General features: G+C 43.2%; 1 protein-coding gene. It reads right to left on the bottom strand.

Annotated elements, in window-relative coordinates:
* Positions 1-354, bottom strand: a 354-nt coding sequence (locus tag B3R79_RS01370) for a 5-formyltetrahydrofolate cyclo-ligase (RefSeq protein WP_293693328.1), incomplete at both ends; no start/stop codon positions are given.

The raw sequence follows: 354 nt of genomic DNA, 5'->3' as shown, positions 1-354 counted from the left end.
ACGGTTAAAGGCAACACCAGGAACATGAATCAAATCAATCTCTGACTTGTCCACAGCCTCATCACTACTTAGCGGTTCCCACAGACCAAAAGAAGTCTGCACCAGCGACTCTTTTTCATAAGGACAAAAGACCATGCGTCCCTGTGGATAAGTCTTAGGCACAAGAATACATTTACCATCTTTCTCAGCCTGACGGATCAGCAATTGCGTATCGTATTCAAAATCAAAAGCTAAATAAGTCGCAATAACCTTAGCGTCTTGATAAGCCTTAGAGGCGGTCAAATCTTCCAATAACTGGAGATCTCTCACCTGCTTTTCTTTCCGATCTTGCCCCTTTAAGGCTGCTAAAATCTG

The organism is Streptococcus sp. UBA3373 (assembly GCF_002360305.1).
Taxonomy (GTDB): Bacteria; Bacillota; Bacilli; order Lactobacillales; family Streptococcaceae; genus Streptococcus; species Streptococcus alactolyticus.
The sequence above is the reverse complement of the archived record's forward strand: the minus strand, read 5'-3'. Positions and strand labels throughout refer to the sequence as shown.